We start from the raw sequence: 23,576 nt of genomic DNA on the forward strand, positions 1-23,576 counted from the left end.
GGGCCGCGTCCGGCCCCCCGGACAAGACGGACGACCAAGAACACCGGAGGAGTCTCACAATCGGGCCGCGTCCGGCCCCACCCGGACGAGGCGGACGCCGGGAACGTCAGAGGAGCTTCGCGACGGCGGCCGTGGTCTCCTCCCAGACCCGGGGGAACTCCTCCCACGCGCGCGCGGCCCCGGCCCGCTCCACTCCGGTCAGCACGCCGTAGGTGAACGTGTCCTCCCCGACCAGGCGGGCGTTCGCGGCCTCGGCCGCGAGCCGCTCCTGCGCGACGACGCCGTCCATGTGGGTGCCCAGCACCTCCTGGACGGCCTCCGCTCGCTTGGCCAGCTTGTTCATGCCAAGCACCTCGGCGGTGTAGCGGGCCCGCTTCGCCGCCTTGCGCACGTCGTGCATGGCGATCTCGCGCTCGGACTCGTTCTCGATGGCCTGGGCGGTGTCGTAGGCCCTGGTGACCCGGCGCCAGCTCTTGGCGGCGACGACGTCCAGGGTGTCGGCGGGCTTCCCGGCGGCCTTGGTGAGCACCGGGGTGCCGGTCAGGTCGTCGAGGGCGTCGAGCAGGGCGAAGTAGCGCTCCCCGCCGAGGGTGTCCCTGATCCGGTCGAGGGCCTCGTGCTCGTCGTCCAGCAGGTCGGAGCTGAGGCGTGCCCTGACGGGACCCACGATCAGCGCGTCGTCCAGGCTGTCGAGCCTGCGCGCGAACCGCTCGCGGATGACCTCCAGGTCACGGGCCTCGCCGAGGACCGTACCGAGCCACTTGAGCTCCTCCTGGAGGTTCTCGGTCCCCTCGACGACCGTCCTGAACGACTTCAGCGCGCTGCGGAGCCGCCGGGCGGCGACGCGCATCTGGTGGACGGCGTCCTCCTCCGCCCTCCTGACCCGGGGGTCCTGCGCGAGCAGCGCGCCGACCTGGGAGGTGAGGTAGTCGACGACGACCTCGCCCGCCGACCCCGGAGCGGTCTCGGCGCGGGGGTGCTCCGAGACCGCTCCGGCGCCGCCGAGCAGGCGCGCGAGCTTGCTGGCCGAGTCGGCGGGGACGGCTCCGGCCTTGCCCAGCCGCTTGCCGACCTTCCTCAGCAGCTTCTCGTCGCCCTGGAGCAGCTCCGCCTCGACCTCGCGCCAGCGCTCGACGTGGGGTTCGCCGCCGAACACGGTTCCCTTGACCCGGTCGTCGGCGATCTCGACGAGCCTCACCCCGGCACCGTTGACCAGGGTGGTGACGGCGCGGCGGGTGTCCAGCTCGGCGATGGGCCCGAGCGGGGCACCCCGGGTGTAGGCGAGCACCAGGTCCGCCAGCTCAACGGGGACGATCTTGGCGCTCCGGGTCAGCGGATGGGTGATCTCCTGCCGGACGCCCTTGGCCTTGGGAAGTTTGAGGTGCCAGCCCGGATCGGTGCCGCCCCGGCGCCTGCGCAGGGTGATCCCTCGGGCGGCGAGTCTCAGATCGGGCGTGTCGAAGTAAAGGGCGACCAGCTGGTGGGTTTTCGGCCCCACCACCTCCGTCGAGCCCGGCAGGCCCGTGAGATCCGGCAGCCGGTAGTCCACCGGCACGTCGAACTTGTCCTCAATCTCTATTGCCACAGGTCATCCCCTGATTTGCCCAGATATCTACCATGTCTTCGCAGTATTTATTGATGCCCTGTTATCCGTCCAGGAACCTCAGCCGATCGCCTCCGAGGTCACTGTGACAACGACGCCCCGACCGGGCGGGCGATGTGTCATGAATCGGGAGCCGCGTTCTCCGGGTATCTCCCGCGTACGGGAGTGAAGAGGGCGGTCACCGCGATCAGCAGGCAGCCGGCGCCCGCGAGGACGAAGACCGGGGTGGCGCCGTAATGAGCCGCGCCCCAGGTGAGGACGGCCGCGCCGACGGGCCCCATCGAGAAGTGGATGGTCCAGAACGCCGAGGTGACCCGCCCGAGCATGTGGTCGGGGGTCACCTGCTGGCGCAGGGACATGGAGCAGATCCCCGCGATGCTCACGCAGCCGAGATAGAGGGCCACGATGGCGGCCACCCCCCAGACGGAGCCCGCGAATCCGGCACCGACGATCGCGAGTCCGGCCACGGCCTGCGCGCCGATCCACGCGGGGCCGAACCCCACCCGCCTGCGCAGGCGCGCGACCAGGAGGGAGCCGATCACCGTGCCGATGGCGGCGATGCCGAGGACCACGCCGACAGCGGAGTCGGATTGACCGAGATCGTGCTTGAGCCGGTAGATCACGAGGTCGGTCAGGCCGAGCGTCAGGAAGACGAAGACCGACAGCAGGACGGTGAGAACGCGCAGCACCGGATGGCGCCACAGGAACACCGCCCCGGCCAGGATCTCGCGCCACGGCCGCTCCGGTACGGCGGGCGCCGCGGGCCCGCCGGTGCTCCGGGGGATGCGGATCAGGTAGACCCCGATCGCGGACACCGCGAAGCTCACCGCGTTGATGCCGATCGCGGCGGTCAGGCCGAACGCGCCCGCCACCGCCCCGGCCAGCATCGGGCCGAGGATCCCCGCCGCGGCGGCGGTCGCGTAGAGCTTGCCGTTGGCGTCAGTGACACGCTCCTCGCCGACGAGGTTACGCACCGCGGTCACGTAGGTGACCATGAAGACCATGCCGACGGCCTCGGCCAGCGGCAACACCACGTACAGCAGCCAGATGTGCGGCCCCGTCATCCAGGCCAGCGGGATCAGCGCGTACAGGACGAGCCTGACGAGGTCGCAGACGATGAGCAGCGTACGCCGGTCGAACCGGTCGACGAGGACCCCGGCGAACACTCCGGCGACGACCGAGGCAGCGCCCGAGACACCGGTGAGCAGGCCCATCTGCGCGACGGATCCCGTCACGTTCAGGATGAGCAGGGGAACGGCGATGAGGGCGAACGAGTCACCGGCCACGGAAAGGGTCTGCGCGCCCCAGAAGACACCGAAGTCACGATCCCGCCACAACGAACGCGGCACCTTCGCTGGTTCCTCCACCGGCCCCCCGACGCTCGCCCGACACTCTGACCGATCGCGACCGTCCCCCCACCGTGTCCCCACAGCCCCGGCCCGCATCCACCGAATCACACCGTCTACGACCGGATCAAGGCGCTTTCCGGTCCGCCGAGGCCGCTCCGGCGGAGGTGACTTGCACCTGGAACGCGAACGGCCCGTTCACCCCGCTACGGCACGGGTGTCGTCGTACGCCGTCGGCTCGGGCGGCACCGTGTGCCGTTCAGGCCGCTGTGCGCGCAGGTGTTCCGCGAGCGCTGTGATCCGCCGCAGCGGTCCCAGGTCCAGCGGTGGTAGCGGCTGAGAACCGGTCAGCGCGTCGGCGGCGGCGCGGATGGCCGCTCGCAGCGGTGAGTCCTCCACGACCTCGTCATGCAGGACGTTGCCGTCTTGCTCGACGGTGACACGGTGGTGGTTACGGTTCAGCTGCCACCCACTGGCCGTGGTGACCGGATCGAGGTGCACGGTGACCTGGGTGCGACCGGCGTGGACGGTAAGGTAACGCTGCCGGTCGTCGGCGGGGCGGATGCCGCGCCGCCACCCGCCTATCTGATCGGGAACGTTGTCCAGGACGACGGCTGGGGTCGTGATGCTGGAGTTGAGCTCCAGATGTATGACGGCGTCGCCGGTGTGGAGGGTGGAATGCTCGGTGAGGCCCGACACGAACAGCCGTGAGTCGTAGATCGCGCGGAGCGTCGCCCGCTGTGGGCGCGTCGCCAGGTAGACGGCGAAGTCATCGGGAGACAGGAAACGGCGCAGCACGGCGAGCATGTGCAGCCATTCGTAGCCGAGGACCCCGTAGGTGCGGTCGATAAACCTGCCAACGGCGATGTCATCGCTGCGGTCCTTGGTGAACGTGACCGTGATGTGGTGGGTCGGGACGCCGGGGGCGTACTCCTGGAGGAGGTCGGCGGCGAGATCGAGAGCGCGGGCGTGCCGATACTGATCGATGATCATGATGCGGGCGTTGGGGTGTTCGTCGAGCAGGCGCACGAACGCGTCGATCTCGTGTCCCTGACAGGCGGGTTTCTCCAGCAGGACCCGTGGAGCCGAATCATGGGTGAGGATCGACTGCAGTACGGGGAGGTGATCGGCGGTGGGACAGCACACCGACCACAGGCCGATGTCGGCGGCGACCTCCGCTGGTAGCTCCTCAACACCGTGACGAAAGCTTCGGTAGGACTGAGGCAGATCCTGGTGTTTGGGGTCGAGAATCGTCAGCCGGGCTCCGGCTTCGGCGAGGAGCCGAGCGTGCAGTCGGCCGGCGGCGCCATAGCCGACCACGCACGCCGCGGTGCCGGACAGAGCCGCGAGGCCGGCCTCAGCGGTCCACGTGTGCACACCGGCGGCCAAGTAGGTGTCGTAGTAGGCGTCGTACAGGCCGGAGGTGGTGATGATGTCGTCGACAAGCTCGGTGTGCACTCCGGGCGGAGTCACGTCGGCCTGGGAGCAGAGGGCTTTCGCGGCGATGAGCGTTCCGGCCCGGTAGGCGTCGTAGCCCTGATTGGGAATGGCATCCGATTCGAACAGATTGAGGGAGCGGCCGTCGCCGAGGACCGTCACCTTGGCGCCACTCCGTAGACGGTAGCGGCGGCCGATCCCGGGAATCTCAACCACCGTCTCAGTGAGCTGCGGATCGGTGGCCAGCAGGGCGAAGTCGCGGGTGGCGTACGGGGCCAGGACGACGCCGTCGGGCAGCGACCCGATCGCCTCGGCGGTGAGCGCGTCCTCCCCGGTGGCGCCGACCAGCAGGAAGGGCCGTACCGCACGCATCGCGTCAACGGCGGTGCGGTAGGTGGGATGGCCGGCCTCGGCGGCGGCGATCAGGGCGAGCGGCTCTGGGTCGACAACGTGGACCTGACAGCCCTGGGCGCGCAGCGCAGAGGCCAGGCGTGATCCGAGGGTGCCATAGCCCAGAACAAGTACCGTGCGGCCGATGACCTTCACGGCGGGCAACAGCTCCCGCAGCCGTCGCAGGCACGAATCGGCGATCTCCGGGTAGCCGAGGTTCGTCTTCAGCACTGAGCGCGCCAGGTTGAACACCGGGATGACGGGTGCCCCGGCAGCGGTGATGCGCTTGAGCCCGGAAACGGTCAGCTCCAGGACGGCGTCCACCCGGCGGGGCGCGTCGGCGTGGCCGTATCCCTGGGCGAGCAGGCCGCCGTCGTCGATGACCAGCACTCGGCGCCCAACGGAGTGGGCGGCATCGATGAACGCGTCCACCGCGGCGAGGGCTTGGGCGAGGTCGTCGGCGCGGCTCTCCGGGGCGTTGATCAAGGTGTTGTCGAGCAGACCGCTGTGGTACCCGCGCGCCAGAAGCGTGGCATGGACGCGGTCACGGTTGCGGGTGCGGTCGCCCTTGGCCAGTGCGTACATCCACTCGGCGGGTACGCCGACCCGCTGCAGGGCCAGCAGGAAGGCGAGCGTGTTCTCCACATAGTGATCGCGGAAGATCACGGCCCAGCCGTCGAGGTGGGTGTCCGGGACGGCGTAACGGGCCAGCAGTGGCATGCTCGCGGTGAGCTGAGCCAGTTCGGCCGGGTCGTAGCAGCGCAGCCGCCCTCGCAGCCACGCCCGCAGGTCTTCGGCGACATCCTGCCCGCCCGGGTGGACGTCGAGGAGGATCTCGACGGGCTGCTGGTCGGGCAGGACGTGGCTGAGCGTGTCGGGTCGATCCTGAGTGTAGGGACGCCATCGGGCGACGACGCGGAAGGCGCCGCCGTTGTCGACCATGAGGAGGCTGTCCGGGTCGGACCGGTGAACGTGCAGGCCGTGGCGTTCGGCGACCTCGGCCGCGCCAAGGACCAGAGCGTCGGGCGTGATGGGCCCACGGAGGACGTCCCAGGTCGCGCGGGTGGCGGACGTGGGAACGGTGTCCATGGTCACGGGGATCTCCCTTGGTTTCGGGGGAACTCGAAGGCATGTCGTCAGTGCGAGTGCTCAAGGCCGGTCAGGCGGTGGCCAGCTCCGCCAGGAGCGTGTCGGTCGTGGCGAGCTCGGACAACAGGGTGGTCGCCGCCCGGTGGCGTATCAGCCAGAAGGCGTCGAGGTCGTCCTGGAACAGGCCGGGCTTGAGGTAGTGCTGTTTGACGCCGTAGAGGCTTCTCAGCAGTTGCAACAGCGCGATCCGGCCACAGGTACGCACGTCCACGTCAGGCACGGCCGGATGCGCCTCCTGGTAGGCGCCAATGAGGGTCGCGGCGGCGTCCAGCCAGTCGCTGCTCTCGGTGACGGTGTTGGGGTAGAACGCCATGCGGCCCAGGTCGTAGGCGAGCAGGAACGGCTCCGGCGGCCGGAAGTCCAGCACCGCCGACAGCTCGTCGCCGGTGAACAGGAGGTTGACCGGTGAGTAGTCGCCGTGCAGGAGCTGCACGGTCAGGCCGGCGGGAAGGTCGGCGAGCAGGGCGGGAATGCGGGCGAGCAGGGCGCGGCGTTCCAGGAGCGTGCGCTGGGCGTCCATGTCGAAGGAGTCGGCGACCCCGGTGTGGACACGCTCGGCGATGATGTCGAGAAGCTGATCGATCGTCACGGCGAGGCCGTCGACGTCGATACCGCGCCACCGCTCCATCGCAGGGGCGGTGGCCGGGGTGGGGTGGTCGGCGAACAGGGCGTGGATGCGTCCCAGGGTGGTGCCGGCAGCGACGAGCTGGGCGGGTGACAGGCGGGTGACGACCTGGCCGGGCACCCACTCCCACAGCGACATCGCCAGCGGGCCGCTGGTGTCGATGACGTCTCCGTCCTCGTTGGGCAGCACCGCCGCTCCGGGAATACCAGCCCGCAGGGCGAGGCCGGCCAAGGCGATCGCTTCGCGTTCGGCGGGCAGATCGGTGCCGTCGGGGTAGCTCTTCAGGAACACCTGATGACCGCCGCCGCAGTCGGCGCGGTAGTTGACGGTGCCCTGCCCGATGGCCAGCCGCGTGATGGTACGTACCGTCAGCCCGTAGGAACCGGCCAGGGCGGCGGCGATCCGGCCTTCTGATCCGGACGTCGGGGAGCTGGTCGTGAGATCAGGCACAGCAGCCTTCTCCTTCTTCTCGGTCTTCTCGGTGTGGGGGCGGGTTGACGTGAAACGGCGTGTGTCGGGCTCGGGGGAAGCCGTCACGTTATCTCGGCTTGTTGTGACCGGTGGGTTGTCTTCGCAGGTGAGCTGCTCGAACGTCTGCCGGTAGACGGCGGTGACGGCCCGCCACCTCGCGCTGCCGTCACCCATGCGCCGGAGGCGAGGGCGAGGGCATCGGTGGGCGGCTTCGGCGGCAGCCATGGCCGGGCCGGGGCCTTCGTCCGGCGGGTAGAGCCTCGCCGGGGAGCCCATGGTCATCTCCGCGATGGCGGGGAGGTGCGGGGCGATGACCGGAGTGCCGAACGCCAGCGCGGTACCGACCGAGCCGGGATACAGCACGCCGGTGAAGAACTCCCACGGCCCGTCGACCCGGTAGGGACACAGCGCGGCATCAGCCGCCTGGTACAGGTGGTGCACATGCTCAGGCGGCACCCGCTGCGGGTGGACATGGACGCGACCGCCGCACCCCCGCGCGACCGCGACGAGGTCGGCGGCCAGGTCCTCGTCGCGGCACGGCCCGGCGATGAACAGGTGTGCGTGCCGGGTGTGCGCGGTGAACGCCTCCACGACCGCGGGCAGGCCCTTGTACGGAGTGATGTTGCCCACGGCCAGCATCGAGCAGGGGGCGGCGCGCAGCCCGCGCAGCAGGGCCCGCACCGATTCCGGCACCCCACCGGCGCCCGCCGTGGCGCTCAGTCCGCCCCACCCGGCGACGATGATCGGCGCGGTGGTGAGCCGGGCCAGGTGTAGGGCGTCGGCGTAGGTGTGGGTGAGCACCCTGTCCGCGATGCCGAGGACGCCGAGGGTGGCGTACCAGTCGGCGTCACGCGGCGAGTCGCCATCGATGGGCAGCAGGTTGTGCACCGTCCACACGATGCGCCACCCGCCGTCGCGCAGAGCCCGCAGTCGATCCAGCATGGTCCTGGCCGCAGACAGAGTGCGCTGCCCGTCCCGATCCCGGTACAGGCGCTTGAGCCGGTGCAGGTTGACCACCCCTGGCCGGGTGGGGCGGACAGGGAGGGCGGTGAGACCGGAGACGAAACCGAGCGGAAAGCCGGGTGGGACGTTCCGGTGCAGTTCGGCGAAGTACGGGCTCGGCCAGGCCGGGTAGTCGGTGACCGCCACCCACCCCCCGCCCGGCGGCGCACTACTCATCGGGGCTCCAGGGCCGAGGTCAGCCGCTCCCACCAGGTGACCGTCGCGTGATAGCGGGCCAGACACTCGTCGGGGCCGCGGTCTGCCCCGGTCCATTCCAGGGCGACCTCCAGGTTCTGACCGGCGTGGACGCGGTGGGCGGCCAGGGCGGCGATGACGGCGTGCCCAGGCGCGTCCAGGCCGGTTCCCGGATCCGACAGGTGCAGCACCTGGGTGTGGTCGAGGACCGGCGCGAGCCAGGCGGGGAACCGGTCTCGCTTCGGGAGGGCGGCGGCGAGTTGCGCGGTGTCGGCCAGCAGCCCCATCCTCGGGCAGGCGTTCACCAGGTCAACGAGGGACCGTAGCGTGGCCGGGAACACCCAGCCGGGGTGGTGCGGCTCGATCAGCAGCGGTATCACGCTGTCGGCCAGCGCGCGCAGTTTCTCTCCCCGGGCCAGCTGGTCTACGGTCAGCGGGGTGCGAGCCGGCAGCCGCACCCATCGGGCGTTGAGGATGGTCGCCGCTTCGGCGAGCTCTTCCAGGTCGTAGGCCGCCCGGCGGCGGGCGGAGGCGTCACCGGTGAGCAGGTCGGCCAGGTCGACGTCGGCGGTGACCCCGGTGATCGGAACCGTCCGCGCGGCGGCCTTACGCCACCGCCACACCGTCGCTGGCGATTGGGAGGCCAGGTCGACGCCGCGGGGGCCGCCACGCAGGTGCACGAATGGAATGTCATGGGAGGCGGCCCAGTCCAGCATGTCGGGGACGTTCAGGCCGCGCACCGAGATGCTGTACAGACCGATCCGGGGCAGGGTCATGGCTTCACTCCCATGAGAAGATCACAACGGGTTCGGCGGGGCGGTTGGGCCCGTGAAAGGCGGTGTACAGGGCGGGCGCGCCCTCGCCGAACACGATCCGGCACCAGCCTTCGATCAGGTGCGGGTCCATGTGCCAGGTCAGCCAAGTCGCCGCCGTGGTGTACGCGTCCTGGTAGCAGGCGAGACCGGCCAGGAGTTCGTGCATGCCGACGACCGTCCATCCGGAGCGGTGCAGGTCGAGCGCCGCCAGCTCCGACACCGGCTCTGGGGTGCCGAGCAGACCCAGGGTGCCGCCCTTGGTCAGCAGGGCTGCGGCGCGGCGCGGTGTTCCGGCGGCGTCCACGACCACGCTCGCGCTGCCCCGGACCACGGAGGTGACGCACTCCACTCCTGGCACGCAGCCGATCGGAGGGTCCGGCCGGGAGGTCAGCACCCGCACCCGGGCGGCGCCACGGCGGCATAGATCCAGGGCGCAGCCGAGCGCGACCGGCCCGGAGCCGACCAGCACAACGTCATCCAGGACGACTCGGTCAGGAAGCCGGTCCAGGCCCAGCACCGCCAACTGCTGGAACCGCGCCAGGGCGGCGACCTGAAGACAGGTGCCGGGCGGCACGGTGATCACGCCATCGGCGCAGGCGTCGAACGCGGCGCCGTGCGGCACGCCGCCAGTTTCCATCCGGCCGTCGGATCACCGCCGAACGTCATGTATCCGGCGTCGCGCGAGCCGACCGGCCCGTAGGTGGCACGCAGGTGGCGGCGTTCGGTGCCAGGACTGAGCACACTGAACCGGGCCGGTGTCATGCCGTCCGGGACGGTCGCGGCGGGCAGCAGGTGAGCGCGCCCTTCGGCGAGGCGGATCCGCGGCCCCGCGTACTGGCACCGCGCGGGATGGGTGCGGTCAGAAGGCATGAAGGCTCTCCAGGTAGGCGGGCAGCTCACGCAGATGAGCGATCACACCGATGCCAGGGGCCAGGCCGGGCGGCCGACCGTCCGGGCTGATCAGGACGGCGCGCATCCCGTGGGCGGCGGGACCGATGGCGTCTTTGGCCGGGGTGTCGCCGACGAACACGATCTCTTCGGCCGGGCAGCCCGCCTCCTCGATCACGGTGGCGTAGAACCGCGGATGCGGCTTGCGGACACCGATCGTGCTCGACAGCACCAGCGCGTCGAAGCAGTCGCTGATGCGGGCCTGCCGCAGGGTGGCGCGGCGCACGCTCTCGGGGCGCTGGGTGTCGCACGCCAGCACGCACACCAGGCCCGCCTCGTGCAGGGTCCATAGCGCATGGGCGGCCACCGGGTCGACCTCGGCGTCCGGTACAGCGCTGAACACCGCCTTGGCCATGGCCACCGGATCATCCAGCACCGCCCCGCTCCCCCGCGCGGCCAGGCGCAGCAGGTCTGCGAACGGCGTCTGCTCGTGCAGCGGCCGATCGACGGCGCGCGTCCCGCGCATCACCTCATCAAGGGCTGCGGCGAATCCGTCCGGGATCGACGGGCCGTCCAGGTCGCGCAGAATCCGCGCCACGGTCGCGGCATCGGGACTGGGCCCCGGATGGGCGAGGGTGCCGCCGAAATCGACCGCCACCGCGGCCACCTTGACCGGTTTCGTCTTTCTCATCTCGTCCACCGATCCTCGACCAGCTGTTCGACGCGGCGGGAGACGTCGTACGGGGTGCCACGCACCGCGTAGAAGCCGGTCGAGCCGGCCAGAGCGTGCACGTACCGGATTCGCCGCCGCTGGGCGTGCTCGTCCTCCAGCGACCGCAGCGGCTGCTCTCCGGCATCGAGGAGCCGGTCGAGCAGGTGTCCGCTGCCTCGTAGCCATGCCGTGGCCGCCGTGTGCCGGTCCACGCGCCCAAGAACGCCGCCCGCCGCGGAAGGGTCGGCGTCGAGACAGACGAGCACCGCCGCCACCACCGGCACCCGGCCCGGCCCGACGGCCGACGTGTTACTCCGGCGCAGATCGACGACAACCGGCCCGGCTTCAGGAAGGTCCAGGTCGGGAAACCAACGACGGACCGCGCCGCGTCGGCCGAGGATCGCGGTGGTGCCGCCCCGCACGAAAGGGCCGCCGTCAGCGGCGACGTCGAGCAGGGTCACGTCGCCGGCCAGCCACTGCCAGCCGCGCGCCGCGAGCGCGAGCCCGGCCAGGGTCTTGCCCGCGCCGTGACCGCCGAGCAGCAACACCGCCCCCTGGCCGGGCCGGTGCATCGCGACAGCGTGCACGCACAGGGTTCCGGAGGCCAGGTGCAGCACATGCAGGTGCGCGTTGATCACCCGGCGGGCGTCCGGCGGAGCGTCCGGGACAGCGACTGCGCGGGCCGCCAGATGCTCGTCAGGTTGCAGCAGTTCGGCGAAGGCACCGGGCACATGCGGCGCGATGTGCGGCCACGCCACGATGACGTCGTCACCGACGGCGACGGCCAGGGTGCGTCCGGCGCTGGGCACGACCACCAGCCGCCGCGACGTGGTTCCCCTCCTCACCGGGCTGTCACCTCCAGTATCTTGGCCAGCGCCTCCCACACCGGGGCGTGCGGCAGATCCCGCAGGTGGGGCACCATCAACCGGACGGCGGGCACTCCGGCCAGCACGTCCACCCAGTTCGGCGCAGGCCACTTGATCTGCCCTGGGGGTGGACCGCCGGTCACCCCGAGCAGATCGGTGGAGTACAGGCGCTGCCCGGGGACATCGGCTGCGCCCGCCAGCACCGCCTCCGCCTCCGCGGACTCCAGCTCGACGGCGCGCGGGGATCGGCCTGTTTCCTCATCAGGGCTGGGGACCACGTGTACTACGGCACCCAGCCGGGCTGGGGGCGCCCAGTCGACGATGGCCCGGTGCTCGCCAGGGGTGAACAGCACCCGGCGCCGAAGCGTGCCATCCACCATGCGTTCCTGCTCCACCCCGCCGGAGGGGGCGGCCAGTTCCGCGGGGACACCGACCCGAGTCGGCCACCCGGCGACGATCCCGTCCGTGCCGATCATCACCAGATCGTCGGCCAGGAACCGGGCTCCCAGCTCGTCGCAGGCGCGGTGCGCGAGCGTTGACTTCCCGCCCCGGCTGCCCGCCACGAACAACACCGCCGTACCGTTCACGGTCACCGCGGAGGCGTGCAGCATCCGCCACCCGCCATCCAGCATTCGGGAGGAGAAGAACAGCCTGGCCAGCCAGTCGGGCCAACGCCGGGACGAATCATCGCAAGGGACGGCGAGGCGGGTGACACGTTGGACCCGGTCGACCTCCAGCAGCGCCGCGGCGCTTCCCGGCCGGTACAGGCCCAGCAGGCGCAGCACCCCGTTCCCCGTGCCGGTCACGGCCAAGCGGGACCCGCTGTGCGGGGAGACCAGGACGGGCCGGTCGGCGAGCAGCGCGTCAACGTCACCCGGTACCTGGTCGAGTTCGTCGCGATCGACGCGGATCGTCCAGTCCGCGCCGGGGCCGGCGGCACTCACCGTGCACGGCGGCACCATCACCGTGATCACCCCCGCCACCAGGGACGGATTACCGGCGACCCGCAGCCGCCACGGGCCCAGCAGCAGGTCCACCACCCGTTCCGAAGTGACAGCCACCGCGTCCGGTGCTTGTTCCGGGTTTTCAGCGGCTGTCGCGACGCGTCGAGTCATATGAACCTCGGCTGGGAGATTGGAACCGCCACACAGGCCCAGGTGAGGGTTCCGCCGCCGTGCCGTCTGTAGCCCCAGCGCAGGGCCAGTGCGTTCACCAACAGGAGCCCCCTGCCGTTCTCGGCCTCCAGGTCGGACGGCCTCGCTCGCAGTCGCCGCGCGGCACCTCCATTCTCATCTCCCAGGCCGGGCAGGCTCGTCCGCAGGCGCCAGGCGGGGCCTCCGTCGTGCACCTCGACGAACAGCAGGCGGCCACGCAACCGGACCCACACCTGGACGTGATCTCCCGCGGTGTGGCACACCGAGTTGGTGACCAGTTCGGAGATCAGCAACTCGACCGTGGCGGTCGTGTCCTTGCCAACGGCCCAGTCCAGCGCCGCGCGACGGACGAACTCTCGCGCCCGTCCCACCATCTCGGGAATCCTCGGCAGCCCGAGATACCGGACGTCCGCCTCTTCCCATCGTCGTTGCGGATCAGAACCGGACATGGCCGGTGCCCGCTCCACGGGCACGAGCACCTCTCGCGCGGAAGGCAGATCGTCCATGACGACGCTCACCTCGTCACCACGTGCGACACCGCTACGAATAAGGGTTCTCCTCGTTCTTCCCGACTCTCCGAAAGGCGAGTTTGACCGGAGTCGAAGGTCATGGGTCGCTACCTCCTACCAGTGTCTGAGCGGTCGGGGTCTCGATGTTCCGGCACCGGGACCGCACCTGTTTGGACCGAATCGGACGCCGCGTCATCGCGGAGCACTCGACTCAAGTGTCATATGACAAAGTGTCCTACGACACCCGACGATAGGCTCTGGACCCCAGGAGGTCAATAGTGTCCTACGACACTTAGTGTCATAGGACACTTGGCGGTATGGTGTAGGTGTGTCGAAAGAGCCGCGTACATCACCACCTTCGAGACGGATCGCCGACGATCTGCGAGCCGACATCAGTGCCGGGCGCCTGCTTCCCGGTACGAAGCTGCCCGCGCTGCGTGATCTCGCCGAGCGTTACGGCGTCACCCGGAACACCGCGAACAAGGCCCTCGGTCTGCTTCAGGCGGAGGGCTTGGTCGTCACTCGGCATGGATCAGGCGCATATGTCCGCGAATCGCATCCCATCCGGCGCCTGGGCCCCGACCGCTACGCCCGTCATCGCTGGCAGGTCACCACTGTCACGGCACACGCCTGCGACCGGCTCGACATCGAGCCCACCCAGCAACAGGGGCACCAGACACAGGATGTCTCCCTCGTCGCCGCCGACGATCACACAGCGGTGGCGCTTGGCCTCGATGTTGGAGCGTCGGTGTACGAGCGGGCCCGCCTCATAACCCGCGACGGCGCTCCCACGCACACGATGACCTCCTACTATCGACCGGCCGACGTGGAGGGCACGCCACTGGTCGACCAGTCACCCGGGATCGCCGGACGAGGTGGCGGTTTCCAGGTGCTCACCGAGCAGGGACTGGAGCCGCATGAGATCACCGAAGATCTGTCCGCGCGGATGCCCACCACGGAGGAGGCCCTCCTGCTGGAGCTGCCGACGGGCGAGCCCGTCGTCGAAGTTCGCCGTGTCACCCGTACGGCTGACGGTCAGGCGATCGAGTACGCCCGTGGCGTGCACGCGGCGAGCCGGTTTGTCTGGTCGTACACCTACGACATCCCCGACTAACGCGAAATACCGCCCATTCGCCGACAGGCCATGAGAATGATCAGGATTTTCCATGATCGGGATATCGGTCCTTTGTGGGACCGCAACATCCCTGGAGGTTCACCCGACTTCTCCCGATGCCACAGCCCCACGAAACCGCACGTCTTTACGGACGGTCACCTCTGGGCGACCGTGAAGATCCTGCGGAAGGGGAAGACCGTGCCGTACGGCTCGCGGGGGTAGGCGTCGCGGAGCAGGGCGGCGCAGTCGGCGAGGAAGGCGGTGGCCTCGGCGGGGTGCAGGCGGTCGAGCATGGGGCGCAGGGCGGTGCCGGTGATCCAGGCGAGTACGGCGTCGTCGCCGGGCAGGACGTGCAGGTAGGTGGTCTCCCACGCGTCCACCCGGCAGCCCAGGCCGGTGAGCAGGTCGAGGTAGGCGGCCGGGTCGTCGACCGGGGAGGGACGGACCAGGTCGCCCAGCCGGTCGCGCCACGTCGTACGGCACAGCTCGCGGACCAGGGCGTGGCTGGGGGCGTCGAAGTTGCCCGGGACCTGGAAGGCGAGCCAGCCGCCGGGGTTGAGGGCCTCCACCCAGCGCGGCAGCAGCTCGCGGTGCTCGGGCACCCACTGCAGGACGGCGTTGGACACGATCACGTCGACCGGGCGCTCGGGGCGCCACCGGGTGACGTCGTCGACGGAGAAGCTCAGCGACCCGCCCGCGGGGGCCTTCTCGATCATGGCGGGTGAGGAGTCGAAGCCGTGGACGCGGGCGCCGGGCCATCGCCTGGCGAGCTCGGCGGTGAGCTCGCCGGTGCCGCAGCCCGCGTCGACCACGTGGCCGGGGCTCTCCGCGGCTATCCTGGAAACAAGATCGAAGAATGGCCGCGAGCGCTCGTCGGCGTAGCGGCCGTAGACCAGGGGATCCCACATATCTCTTGACATCAAGATAAGTGATATCCGGCAAGGTATCTCGATGTCAAGACAGATACACTCGCGTCATGACCCTGCACCACGCGGACCACGGCTCCGGGCGTCCGCCCGCCGCGAAGAACGAGACCGTCAAGGTCAGTGCGGCCGACGCCGACGCGATCGCCAGGGACGAGGTCGATCTGCTGGTCGCCGCCTGGCGTCAGGAACGCCCCGACCTCGACGTGGAGCCGCTCCAGGTGCTCAGCCGGGTCTCCCGGCTCGCCCGCCACCTCGACCGCGCCCGCCGGGCCTCCTTCGCCGAGCACGGCCTGGAGACCTGGGAGTTCGACGTGCTCACCGCCCTGCGCCGGGCCGGGGAGCCGTACGAGATGAGCCCGGGAGCCCTGCTCCGCGCGACGCTGGTGACCTCGGGGACGATGACCAACCGGATCGACCGCCTGGCCGCGGCCGGGCTGGTCAGGCGGCGCCCCGACCCCGAGGACCGGCGCGGCGTCCTGGTCTCCCTGACCGACGCCGGGCGGACGCGCGTGGACGGCGCCTTCGCCGACCTGCTGCGCCGCGAGCGCGAACTCCTGTCGAGCCTGGGAAAACGCGAACAGCAGGCCCTTTCGGACCTGCTGCGCACGCTACTCGTCCCTTTTGACACCACCGACACCGGAGCGCGCTGACCTCTCATGCCCTCCGAGGAAGATCTAAACCTGGACCTTCCTCACCTTCGGGACAGACCTACTCGCCCAGGCGGTCGGCCAGCTCCAGCCACTCGCCCTCGATCGACTCCTTCTCCGCGAGGATCTCCTTCAGCTGCGCGTCGAGTGAGGCCAGCCGCTCGTAGTCGGCGGCGGCGTCGGCCATGGACGCGTGCAGCTTCGCCTCGCGGCCACTCAGCTTGTCGAGCTGGCGCTCCATCCGGGAGAGCTCCTTGCGGAGGTCGCGCTCGTCCTTCGCGGACAGGCCGGGAGCCGTCTCCTTCGCACCGGTGGACGAGATCGCCGAGGCCGTACCGGACACCGCGCCGGACGCCGCCCGCGCGGACAGGGCCGCCCCCGAGGCGCGACGGGCGAGGTATTCGTCCACACCGCCGGGGAGCATCGACAGCTTGCGGTCGCCGAGCAGGGCGACGATCCTGTCGGTGACCCGCTCCAGGAAGTAGCGGTCGTGGCTGACCAGGATCAGCGTGCCCGGCCAGCCGTCGAGCAGGTCCTCCAGCTCGTTGAGCGTCTCGATGTCGAGGTCGTTGGTCGGCTCGTCGAGCAGCAGCACGTTGGGGTCGTCCATGAGGAGGCGGAGCAGCTGCAGGCGGCGCCGCTCGCCACCGGACAGGTCACCGACGACCTTCCACTGCGCGTCGCCCTTGAAGCCGAGGCGCTCCAGCAGCTGGGAGGCGGTCCACTCCTTCTTGCCGACCTGGATGAACTTGCGGACCTCCTCGACGGTCTCCAGCACCCGGCGCTCCGGGTCGAGCTCGCCCAGCTCCTGCGACAGGTGCGCCAGGCGGACCGTCTTGCCGCGTACGAGCCTGCCCGAGTCGGGGTGCACCGTACCGGCGAGCAGGCGGAGCAGCGAGGACTTGCCCGACCCGTTCACGCCGATCAGGCCGATCCGGTCGCCGGGGCCGAACTGCCAGGTCGAGTGGTCGAGGACCATCGGGCCCTGGCCGGGCCCTCCGGCGTGCAGGGTGACGTCCTCCAGGTCGTAGACCGTGCGGCCCAGCCGGGCGGCGGCGAACTTCACCAGCTCGACGCTCTCCCTGGCGGGAGGCTCGTCGGCGATCAGCGCCTGGGCGGCGTCGATGCGGAACTTGGGCTTGGACGTGCGCGCGGGCGGGCCCCGGCGGAGCCAGGCGATCTCCTTGCGCATCAGGTTCTGGCGGCGGGCCTCGGCGGAGGCGGCGATCCGGGCGCGCTCGGCCTTGGCCAGCACGTACGCGGCGTACCCGCCCTCGTAGCGCTCGACCGCGCCGTCCACGACCTCCCACGTCCTGGTGGAGACCGCGTCCAGGAACCACCGGTCGTGGGTCACGACCACCAGCGCGGTCCTGCGGCCCGCCAGGTGGCGGGCGAGCCAGTCGATGGCCTCGATGTCGAGGTGGTTGGTGGGCTCGTCCAGGATGATCAGGTCGTGCTCGTCGATGAGCAGCTTGGCCAGGGCCGTACGGCGCCGCTCACCGCCCGACAGGCTCCCGGCGAGCGCCGTCAGGTCGATGTCGCCGAGCAGGTTGGCGAGGATCTCGCGAATGCCCGCGTCGCCCGCCCACTCGTGCTCGGACCTGTCACCGAGGACGATCTCGCTCACCGAGCGCGCCGGGTCGAGGTCGTCGCCCTGCGACAGCGAGCCCACCTGGAGCCCCCGGTTATGGGTGACCCGCCCGGTGTTCGGCTTGAGATCACCGGCCAGCACCGAGATGAGGGTGGTCTTGCCGCCGCCGTTGCGGCCGACCACGCCGATGCGGTCGCCCACCTCGACGCCGAGGGAGACGCCGCTGAGCAGGGGCTTGGGACCGTAGGAGTGGGAGACCGACTCAAGATTGACCAGATTCATCGCCACACAAGCGTATCCGCTCCCGACCGGCGCGACCCCCATCGGAAAAACGGTCCCACCCGTGCGACCCCTCGCCGGGGAATGACCCGTGCCGCACTATCACCGCCGGGAAAACAGCCCCGCCCGTATGACCCCACCCTGGAAAACGACCCGTGCCGCACTGTCCCCACCGGGAAAACCGCGCGATCTCCGTCGGGGAAACGGTCCATGCGACGGTCCGGCCCCGGTCGCGCCACCCGGTGACCGCGATCGGGGCACGAGCGGCTACACGATAATCGGGCCGGGGACGGGGCCGTGGGCGGTGATGACGTCGCGCGCCACCCCGGCGTCCTTCAGGGAGGCGGCCAGCTCGCCCGCGTGGGACTCGGAGCGGGCCAGGAAGGCGCAGGTGGGCCCGGAGCCGGAGACCAGCGAGCCGAGGGCCCCGTGCTCGCGTCCGGCGTCCAGGGTCCGGGCCAGGGAGCCGCGCAGCATCACGGCGGCGGGCTGCAGGTCGTTGCGGAGCTCGGTGCCGAGAGTCTCCGCGTCCCCCTCGCGGAGCGCGGCCAGCAGCGGCTCGGCGGCCTGCGGCCAGGCGACCCGCTCGCCGGTCGCCTGGCGGATGCGGTCGCACTCGGCGTAGACCGTGGCCGTGGACAGGCCGCCGTCGGCGAGCGCGAACACCCAGTGGAAGGTGCCCGCGACGTCCAGCGGGGTGAGCCGCTCGCCCCTGCCGGTGCCGACGGCCGTACCGCCGAGCAGCGCGAACGGGACGTCGCTGCCGAGGTCGGCGGCGATCTCCATCAGGTCCTCAAGCGGCAGCCCGAGGCCCCACAGCTCGTTGCAGGCGACCAGGGTCGCGGCGGCGTCGGCGCTGCCGCCCGCCATGCCGCCCGCCACCGGGATCGCCTTGCGGATGAGCAGGTTCACGCCGTACGAGCGGCCCGCGTGCCCGGCCAGCGCGAGCGCGGCCTTGATCGCGAGATTCTCGTGGCCCTCCGGCACCTGGTCGGCGGACTCGCCCTCCACCCGGACGCTCATCCCGGTCTTCGCGGTGGCCGTGACCTCGTCGAAGATCGAGACGGCGTGGAAGACGTTGACGAGGTCGTGGTAGCCGTCATCCCGCAGCGGCCCGACGGCGAGCTGCAGGTTGACCTTCGCGGGCACGCGGACGGTCACGGAGTTCATGCGTCCCCCATCGGGGCTCGCTCACTTGTCACGACCTCAGATCGTAACGGGATCCCTCCGCCGCGCACGCGAACGGACCGGCGAATCACGCTACACACCGCTTTCCGTCGTGCTTTCCGCCGTACGGTGCTCGGCGATTCGCGCGAAGTCCTCGACGGTGAGCTGCTCGCCGCGCGCGGAGGGGTCGATCCCCGCGGCCCGCAGTGCCCGCTCGGCGGCGGGGGCCGTACCCGCCCAGGAGGCGAGGGCCGCGCGCAGGGTCTTGCGGCGCTGGGCGAAGGCGGCGTCCACCACCGCGAAGACCTCCTCGCGGGTGGCGAGGGTCGTGGGCGGCTCCCGCCGGACCATCGCGACCAGGCCGGAGTCGACGTTGGGGACCGGCCAGAAGACCGTGCGGCCGACGGGACCGGCCCGGCGCACGTCGGCGTACCAGGCGGCCTTGACCGAGGGGATGCCGTACACCTTGGAACCGGGGACGGCGGCCAGCCGGTCGGCGACCTCGGCCTGAACCATGATCAGGACCTTGTTCAGCGACGGCTGTGTCTCCAGCAGGTGCAACACCACCGGCACGGACACGTTGTAGGGGAGGTTGGCGACCAGCGCGGTCGGCTTCTCCTCCGGCAGGTCCGCGGGCAGGACGCGCATGGCGTCGGCGAGCACCACGGTGAGGCGGTCGGCGAGCTCGGGGGCGTGCCCGGCGACGGTGAGCGGCAGCTGGGCGGCGAGAACGGGGTCGATCTCCACGGCGATCACGCGGCCGACCTCGGGAAGCAGCGCGAGGGTGAGCGAGCCCAGCCCTGGACCGACCTCGATGACGACGTCGTCGGGCTCAAGCTCGGCCACCCGTACGATCTTGCGGACCGTGCCCCCGTCGATCACGAAGTTCTGGCCGAGCTTCTTCGTGGGACGAATATTGAGCTTGTTCGCCAAAATACGTATTTCCGCTGGACCAAGAAGGTTCATGCTGGTTCCCCGCACGGCGGCTCGACCCCGGCATCCACCGGTCCGCTGTGGTCTTTGACTCGTTTGCCTCGATCACCCAAGGTTGCTCTCCCATGCCATCCGACCAGTTTCCCGCACCGAAGCCGATGCAAAGACTCCTGATGAAGCGCGAGGGGTTCCGTTGTGGATAACGTTGCCGTACGGGGGCCCAACGGTGAGAAGGGGAATCTTCCCGGTGAAGAGGACGTGAACCAGCCCGGTGTGGAGGGACTGCGACCCGCCGACCCCGAGCAGATCGGGAGTTACCGCCTGCTCGGACGTCTCGGCGAAGGCGGGATGGGAACCGTCTACCTGGCGCTGGCGCCGACGGGGCGACCCGTCGCGCTCAAGGTGGTGAAAGCGGAGTTCGCGATCGAGGACGGCTTCGCGGCGCGGTTCCACACGGAGGTCGAGAACGCCCGGCGGGTGGCCTCGTTCTGTACCGCGCAGGTGCTGGACAACGGCAACGGCGACGACGGCCGCCCGTACATGGTCACCGAGTACATCGCGGGCACGCCGCTGTCCCGCCAGATCACCGAGCACGGCGCCCTGGAGCAGGGGACCCTGCACGGCGTCGCCCTGGGGGTGGCGGCGGCGCTGGCCGCGATCCACGTCGCCGGGCTGGTGCACCGGGATCTCAAGCCCGCCAACGTGATCCTGTCGATGTCGGGGCCACGCGTGATCGACTTCGGCATCGCGAGGGCCCTCGACTCCACGCACAGCTTCACCCGTTCGGGCGAGGTGCTCGGCAGCCCCGGCTGGTGGGCCCCCGAGCAGGTGCGCGGCCTGGAGATCACCCCGGCCGCCGACGTCTTCGCCTGGGGCTGCATGGTCGCGTACGCGGGCAACGGCCGCCACCCCTACGGGCGGGGCGACATGATGACCATGGCCACCCGGCTGCTCACCACCCCGCCCGACCTGGGCGCGCTTCCCGCCCCGCTGAACGACCTGGTCCGCCGCGCGACCGAGATGGACCCCTACCAGCGGCCCAGCGCCCAGGACCTGCTGATCGCCCTGGTCGGCGGCGGGATCGCGGCACCGGTCGCTCCGGCTCCCGTCCGGGCCGACCCGCCGACGCTGATCGCCACGGACATGCTGAACGAGTCGTGGGAGCCGCCCGCCAACGTGGAGCCCGACTCCACCCAGACCCTCAGCGCGCTGAACCTGGAGTCGGGGTTCGCCGACCCGGCCACGGCGCCGACGCCCATCCCCGGCTTGGGTCCCGGCTGGGATCCGGCGACCTCGCCCTCCGGGGCGGCCTCCTCCACCTCGTCGCCCCCCGTGTCCCCCGCGCTCCCGGAAGGTCCGGAGGGTCCGGCGCCCTCGGCACCCGGTCCGTCCACCACCACACCGGCGCCTCCCACGACGCCGACCGCACCGCCGGGGCCTCGGACGACACCGGAGCGGACCCCTCCGCCGACCCCGCTCCCGTACCCCATGCGGGCCGAGCCCTCGACATCACCGTCACGCCCGTTCACGAGCCCCCTCCAGGCCCGGCCGTCCGACCGGGAGCAGGGCATCGCACCGGGGGGCCAGGTGCCGGGGCAGGCGTCGGCTCAGGCGCGAGGTCGGGAACAGGGTCAGGCTCCGGGCCAGGCACAGGGGCAGGTGTCAACCCTGCCCCCGTCGCCACCGTCTCCCCTGCCGCCCTCGACCGGCTTCCAGGACCCGCCCGGATCGGACGCGCCGGACGCCGGGCGACCGGCGTCCCGGCGGCGCTGGCTGTTCGCCGGGCTGGCCGTGCTCGCGGCACTCGCCGTCACGGTCGTCGTCCTGTTGAACACCGGCGGGGGAGACGCGACCGGCGACCAGGGGCAGGCGCGGCCGGGCGCCACCGGCGACACCGGCGATCTCGCCGGTACCGGTGGCAACGACGTGGGTCGTACGATCACGACCGGCTCCTTCGTCGAGGACCCTCGGCTGATCGTCCCGCGGAGCCCGGCCTGCGGGCTCACCTCCTACGGGAACACCACCCCGGCGAACGGCCGATTCTGTACGGTCCCGCTGACGCTGATCAACACCGGCGGGGAGCTGATCCGGCTCGGTGACACCAACGCGATCACCCTGACCGACGACCGCGGCGGTACGCACCGGCCCGAGCGGGTGTCGACGGCCCTGCCCGCCGCCCTGCCCCCCGGGACGAAGGTGGAGGCCGTCCTGGTCTTCGACCTGCCCCCGGCCCGCAAGCCCGCCACGCTGACCGGCGTGATGGTCGAAGGAGGCAGGAACATCGAGGTGAGGTTGTCGTGAGGCTGCTGCTCCCCCTCGCGGTGACGGCCGCGATCGCGCTCACCTCCGCCGGGGCCGCCGAGGCGCTCACCGCGCCGGGCGGAGTCCTCGCGGCCGGATCCGGCTCCGCCCCCACCGCCCCCGCCGACTGCACCGGGGCGGGCGCGAGCGACTTCGACGGCGACGGCCTGGAGGACTCCGCGGTCGGCGACCCGTTCGCCAATCCCGGCGGGCTGGCCGGAGCGGGGGCCGTCCACCTGCTCTTCGGCCGGGGAGAGAGCGGCAAGGCCGTGACCGTCCCCGAGACGAAGGCGGGGGACGGCTTCGGGTGGTCGGTACGGCTGGCCAAGGTCGACGGCGACGGCTGCGCGGACCTGCTCGTCGGCGCCCCGTACGCGGACGTGGCGGGTTCCGCGGACGCGGGCGCGGTCTACGTGGTGTACGGCGGCCCCGGGGGCAGGACGGCCCGCCTGGTCGCCCCGGAGCCGGAGGCCGACGCCCACTTCGGCTGGTCCCTGACCTCCAGCGGGACGATGGTGGCGGTCGGAGCCCCGCACGAGGACGCCGACGGTACGGCCGACTCCGGCGCGGTCTACCTCTTCGGCGCCGCGACGCCCGGCACGGGCCGGCGGATCTCCCAGGAGACGGGGGGTGTGTCGGGCAATGGCGAGGTCGGCGACATGTTCGGCTGGTCACTGGCGATCGGCAGGCTCGGCGGCACCCCGGACGAGCCGGATCTCGCGGTCGGGGTGCCGTACGAGAACGACGACGGGGCGGGCCGCCAGGTCGACGCGGGCAAGGCCGACTCGGGGTCGATCGCGGTGATCTACGACGTGCGGGAGCCCAAGGACGAGTACGGGAGCAGGAAGTGGGACCTCCGTGAGGTGGCCGACTCCCAGGCGGGCGACCGGTTCGGCTACGCGATGGCCTACGCCGAGCGGGATGACGTCGGCTACCTCGCGGTGAGCGCCCCGCTCGGCGACGGCGGGGAGGTGAAGGACTCCGGCCTCGTCCAGCTGTTCCTGGCTTCCAGCACGCAGGCGGTCACCCCCCTCGGCACCCTCCATCAGGGTTCCGAAGGGGCTCCGGGCGAGGGTTACGGGTTCTCGCTGGCGTTCACCGGCGAGGGAGGCGAGGGGGAGGTCAGGCTCGCCGTGGGCGTGCCCTTCGACTCCGGCGGGCAGGGCGGCGTACGACTGATCACGATGGGCGAGCAGGGAGCGGGCAGGCTGGTCACCCAGAGCGGGACGGGTGACCACTTCGGCTGGTCGGTCGGGTTCAGCGGCAACCGGCTGGTCGCCGGGGCACCCGACAGGGGAGGCGCGGGGGCGGTCGTCCTGCTGGGCCGCAACGACACCGAGGGCATCCAGCTCTCGCCGGGCACCGGCAGGATCCCGGCCCTCGAAGGCGCCGCCTCCGCCGACTTCGGCGCCGCCGTGGGCTGAGTCTCCCCCCGGTCCTGAGCCAAGGCTCCCGC

At 71.1% G+C, this 23,576-nt stretch carries 19 protein-coding genes; 4 read left to right on the top strand and 15 right to left on the bottom strand.

Features of this window, described 5'->3' with window-relative positions; genetic code table 11:
- Window positions 1–106: 106 nt before the first annotated feature.
- From ABD817_RS29485 to ABD817_RS29535, 11 genes are all read right to left on the bottom strand, one after another.
- Entirely contained in the window at window positions 107–1,585 is a 1,479-nt protein-coding gene (locus ABD817_RS29485; protein WP_344921467.1) for a CYTH and CHAD domain-containing protein, read from the bottom strand.
- Between the two features lie 137 nt (window positions 1,586–1,722).
- Complete coding sequence (locus tag ABD817_RS29490; protein WP_344921468.1) at window positions 1,723–2,952, bottom strand: MFS transporter; 1,230 nt, start codon at window positions 2,950–2,952, stop codon at window positions 1,723–1,725.
- Between the two features lie 195 nt (window positions 2,953–3,147).
- Window positions 3,148–5,865, bottom strand: a complete 2,718-nt coding sequence (locus tag ABD817_RS29495; RefSeq protein ID WP_344921499.1) for a hypothetical protein — start codon at window positions 5,863–5,865, stop codon at window positions 3,148–3,150.
- A 70-nt stretch (window positions 5,866–5,935) separates the two neighbouring features.
- On the bottom strand, window positions 5,936–8,200 hold the full coding sequence (locus ABD817_RS29500; protein ID WP_344921469.1) for a phosphotransferase: 2,265 nt from the start codon (window positions 8,198–8,200) through the stop codon (window positions 5,936–5,938).
- Window positions 8,197–8,994 carry a sugar phosphate isomerase/epimerase family protein gene (locus tag ABD817_RS29505; RefSeq protein WP_344921470.1) on the bottom strand — a complete coding sequence of 266 codons (798 nt, stop codon included), beginning with the start codon at window positions 8,992–8,994 and terminating at the stop codon, window positions 8,197–8,199. The genes ABD817_RS29500 and ABD817_RS29505 overlap by 4 nt, the downstream gene beginning before the upstream one ends.
- A gap of 4 nt (window positions 8,995–8,998) precedes the next feature.
- Entirely contained in the window at window positions 8,999–9,655 is a 657-nt protein-coding gene (locus ABD817_RS29510) for a hypothetical protein (protein WP_344921471.1), read from the bottom strand.
- On the bottom strand, window positions 9,613–9,903 hold the full coding sequence (locus ABD817_RS29515; RefSeq protein WP_344921472.1) for a hypothetical protein: 291 nt from the start codon (window positions 9,901–9,903) through the stop codon (window positions 9,613–9,615). The genes ABD817_RS29510 and ABD817_RS29515 overlap by 43 nt, the downstream gene beginning before the upstream one ends.
- A complete protein-coding gene (locus tag ABD817_RS29520; RefSeq protein ID WP_344921500.1) occupies window positions 9,893–10,612 on the bottom strand; it encodes an HAD family hydrolase in 720 nt (239 codons plus the stop codon). The genes ABD817_RS29515 and ABD817_RS29520 overlap by 11 nt, the downstream gene beginning before the upstream one ends.
- On the bottom strand, window positions 10,609–11,478 hold the full coding sequence (locus tag ABD817_RS29525) for a hypothetical protein (RefSeq protein ID WP_344921473.1): 870 nt from the start codon (window positions 11,476–11,478) through the stop codon (window positions 10,609–10,611). The genes ABD817_RS29520 and ABD817_RS29525 overlap by 4 nt, the downstream gene beginning before the upstream one ends.
- Window positions 11,475–12,560: a hypothetical protein gene (locus ABD817_RS29530; RefSeq protein WP_344921474.1), complete on the bottom strand. Its 1,086-nt coding sequence runs from the start codon at window positions 12,558–12,560 to the stop codon at window positions 11,475–11,477. The genes ABD817_RS29525 and ABD817_RS29530 overlap by 4 nt, the downstream gene beginning before the upstream one ends.
- 50 nt (window positions 12,561–12,610) lie before the next feature.
- Entirely contained in the window at window positions 12,611–13,159 is a 549-nt protein-coding gene (locus ABD817_RS29535; RefSeq protein ID WP_344921475.1) for an ATP-binding protein, read from the bottom strand.
- 331 nt (window positions 13,160–13,490) lie between these two features.
- On the opposite strand from ABD817_RS29535, the gene ABD817_RS29540 reads away from it, so the two are divergent.
- Window positions 13,491–14,276 (top strand): GntR family transcriptional regulator, encoded by a 786-nt coding sequence (locus tag ABD817_RS29540; RefSeq protein WP_344921476.1) that lies wholly within the window; start codon window positions 13,491–13,493, stop codon window positions 14,274–14,276.
- Window positions 14,277–14,431: 155 nt separating this feature from the next.
- On the opposite strand, the gene ABD817_RS29545 is transcribed toward ABD817_RS29540, so the two are convergent.
- The gene (locus tag ABD817_RS29545; protein WP_344921477.1) at window positions 14,432–15,196 is read right to left on the bottom strand and encodes a trans-aconitate 2-methyltransferase; all 765 of its coding nucleotides are present in this window, start codon (window positions 15,194–15,196) and stop codon (window positions 14,432–14,434) included.
- A gap of 56 nt (window positions 15,197–15,252) precedes the next feature.
- On the opposite strand from ABD817_RS29545, the gene ABD817_RS29550 reads away from it, so the two are divergent.
- Window positions 15,253–15,852 carry a MarR family winged helix-turn-helix transcriptional regulator gene (locus ABD817_RS29550; protein WP_344921478.1) on the top strand — a complete coding sequence of 200 codons (600 nt, stop codon included), beginning with the start codon at window positions 15,253–15,255 and terminating at the stop codon, window positions 15,850–15,852.
- A 58-nt stretch (window positions 15,853–15,910) separates the two neighbouring features.
- Here the strand turns inward: ABD817_RS29550 and ABD817_RS29555 are convergent, their stop codons facing one another.
- The 3 genes from ABD817_RS29555 to rsmA all read right to left on the bottom strand — a co-directional run bounded on the left by ABD817_RS29555 (window position 15,911) and on the right by rsmA (window position 19,852).
- Entirely contained in the window at window positions 15,911–17,722 is a 1,812-nt protein-coding gene (locus tag ABD817_RS29555) for an ABC-F family ATP-binding cassette domain-containing protein (protein WP_344921479.1), read from the bottom strand.
- Between the two features lie 264 nt (window positions 17,723–17,986).
- Entirely contained in the window at window positions 17,987–18,889 is a 903-nt protein-coding gene (locus ABD817_RS29560) for a 4-(cytidine 5'-diphospho)-2-C-methyl-D-erythritol kinase (RefSeq protein WP_344921480.1), read from the bottom strand.
- Between the two features lie 90 nt (window positions 18,890–18,979).
- On the bottom strand, window positions 18,980–19,852 hold the full coding sequence (rsmA, locus tag ABD817_RS29565; RefSeq protein ID WP_344921481.1) for a 16S rRNA (adenine(1518)-N(6)/adenine(1519)-N(6))-dimethyltransferase RsmA: 873 nt from the start codon (window positions 19,850–19,852) through the stop codon (window positions 18,980–18,982).
- A gap of 225 nt (window positions 19,853–20,077) precedes the next feature.
- On the opposite strand from rsmA, the gene ABD817_RS29570 reads away from it, so the two are divergent.
- Window positions 20,078–22,120 carry a protein kinase domain-containing protein gene (locus ABD817_RS29570; RefSeq protein WP_344921482.1) on the top strand — a complete coding sequence of 681 codons (2,043 nt, stop codon included), beginning with the start codon at window positions 20,078–20,080 and terminating at the stop codon, window positions 22,118–22,120.
- Window positions 22,117–23,544, top strand: a complete 1,428-nt coding sequence (locus ABD817_RS29575) for a hypothetical protein (protein ID WP_344921483.1) — start codon at window positions 22,117–22,119, stop codon at window positions 23,542–23,544. Before ABD817_RS29570 ends, ABD817_RS29575 begins: the two co-directional genes overlap by 4 nt.
- Window positions 23,545–23,576 lie beyond the last annotated feature (32 nt).

The sequence above is a fragment of the Streptosporangium oxazolinicum genome (assembly GCF_039537505.1).
Lineage (GTDB): Bacteria > Actinomycetota > Actinomycetes > Streptosporangiales > Streptosporangiaceae > Streptosporangium > Streptosporangium oxazolinicum.

Excerpts from the sequence above, each read along its gene's own strand:
- ABD817_RS29495 (WP_344921499.1), bottom strand. The coding sequence starts at position 5,865 with ATGGACACCGTTCCCACGTCCGCCACCCGCGCGACCTGGGACGTCCTC.
- ABD817_RS29500 (WP_344921469.1), bottom strand. The coding sequence starts at position 8,200 with ATGAGTAGTGCGCCGCCGGGCGGGGGGTGGGTGGCGGTCACCGACTAC.
- ABD817_RS29505 (WP_344921470.1), bottom strand. The coding sequence starts at position 8,994 with ATGACCCTGCCCCGGATCGGTCTGTACAGCATCTCGGTGCGCGGCCTG.
- ABD817_RS29515 (WP_344921472.1), bottom strand. The coding sequence starts at position 9,903 with ATGCCTTCTGACCGCACCCATCCCGCGCGGTGCCAGTACGCGGGGCCG.
- ABD817_RS29520 (WP_344921500.1), bottom strand. The coding sequence starts at position 10,612 with ATGAGAAAGACGAAACCGGTCAAGGTGGCCGCGGTGGCGGTCGATTTC.
- ABD817_RS29535 (WP_344921475.1), bottom strand. The coding sequence starts at position 13,159 with ATGGACGATCTGCCTTCCGCGCGAGAGGTGCTCGTGCCCGTGGAGCGG.
- ABD817_RS29545 (WP_344921477.1), bottom strand. The coding sequence starts at position 15,196 with ATGTCAAGAGATATGTGGGATCCCCTGGTCTACGGCCGCTACGCCGAC.
- ABD817_RS29550 (WP_344921478.1), top strand. The coding sequence starts at position 15,253 with ATGACCCTGCACCACGCGGACCACGGCTCCGGGCGTCCGCCCGCCGCG.
- ABD817_RS29555 (WP_344921479.1), bottom strand. The coding sequence starts at position 17,722 with ATGAATCTGGTCAATCTTGAGTCGGTCTCCCACTCCTACGGTCCCAAG.
- ABD817_RS29560 (WP_344921480.1), bottom strand. The coding sequence starts at position 18,889 with ATGAACTCCGTGACCGTCCGCGTGCCCGCGAAGGTCAACCTGCAGCTC.
- rsmA (WP_344921481.1), bottom strand. The coding sequence starts at position 19,852 with ATGAACCTTCTTGGTCCAGCGGAAATACGTATTTTGGCGAACAAGCTC.